Origin of the sequence: Undibacterium sp. SXout20W (genome assembly GCF_049340285.1) — a bacterium.
GTDB lineage: Bacteria > Pseudomonadota > Gammaproteobacteria > Burkholderiales > Burkholderiaceae_D > Undibacterium.
This window is the reverse complement of the sequence record NZ_JBMPPH010000114.1, coordinates 1-725: the sequence shown is the minus strand read 5'-3', so window position 1 is coordinate 725 and position 725 is coordinate 1. Positions and strand designations below refer to the sequence as shown.

1 pseudogene is annotated in these 725 nt (G+C 39.7%); it reads right to left on the bottom strand.

Annotation, left to right across the window (positions count from 1 at the left end):
- Positions 1–608: 608 nt before the first annotated feature.
- Positions 609–725 (bottom strand): annotated as a pseudogene (locus tag ACO0K1_RS20240) (IS30 family transposase); the annotation flags it as partial.

The following is a 725-nucleotide window of genomic DNA, read 5'->3' as shown; positions in this document are numbered from 1 at the left end:
GCGGCATCATCTGCTTAAGGATGGCCTCCTTGCGTTCTGCTGGATAACGATTCACTGCATGTCTCTACTCCGCCCCAATACGGTTGATGTGAATTAATTGACGCGACATCTATCCTGACATAGGGGGCAGGGAAGACATACAAGGCAGACCCCTCCAACTGTTCCAGTAACGGAACGAACTGCTAAATAGAAATGGTTACTTATTTTCTATCCGGTGCTATGTGATTATCACACTGCTGGCAAAGTCCCAAACCTGAATTTTTTCGGGTTAGGGATGACTTTGCCGGCACCGTGTGATAGCACGGTAAAGGCAAAGTCAAAAGCAGAAGAATTAATAGTACAAATGCAGTTTTAATTAATAGTACACAAGCAAAATAGAATCACGAAGTGTTTCTATCTTTCAAAATAATCACGTAGTGGCTCTTAGATTGCATTAGCAATTAAAAATGGCACGCCGAAAAAAAATCACTTTTTTAATTTTGCAATCTGAACATTTTTATCTAATTTTGAAGTTGTTTGAACCTCAGGATCAACCCCGAATTTTTTCTGTATAGCCAAAAGTTGCAATTTCAATTTTTCATTTTCAGACATTAAATTATTAGGCGGATTCAATTTCGAAGTGCAACCACATGTTGATGCGATTGTAACTGCTTCATAAATACTTGGTGCGGCGTTTTGAAGCCGAGACATTTTCTGGGACGATGATTTAAGCTGTTCATCGCCCA